This is a genomic window from Autumnicola lenta (assembly GCF_031846515.1).
Lineage (GTDB): Bacteria > Bacteroidota > Bacteroidia > Flavobacteriales > Flavobacteriaceae > Autumnicola > Autumnicola lenta.
In genome coordinates, this window is the sequence record NZ_JAVRHO010000096.1 from 1 (window position 1) to 310 (window position 310).

Here is a 310-nt window from a genome sequence, read left to right on the forward strand (position 1 = left end):
AATACACCTCTGGCTCATGTAAACTGTAGATCTTGTTCTTACTGTTTTTCTCCTGGGCCAGTACTTTTTTTTTAAAAAGATCCAGTTCTGCGGCAAATTCTCCAGGTGCCAATTTTCGTTCCAGCTCCCTGATCAATCGTCCTGCAATGGTCTTTTGATTTCCCCCTGGAAGCTTTGGCTCTTTTGCGGCGCCTGGGATGGCTGCCGTTATAGCTGTCGCGAAGCAGTTGTTTGCTGGTGCGTTTGTAGCTCCTGCGAAGTACCACCCCATCTTTTTTCGCCTTCGCCATACATTTGTCAATAATCTTTT

General features: G+C 46.1%; 1 pseudogene. It reads right to left on the reverse strand.

The features are described 5' to 3' along the window. A pseudogene (locus RM545_RS17565) lies at positions 1-271 on the reverse strand (hypothetical protein); the annotation flags it as partial. Positions 272-310 lie beyond the last annotated feature (39 nt).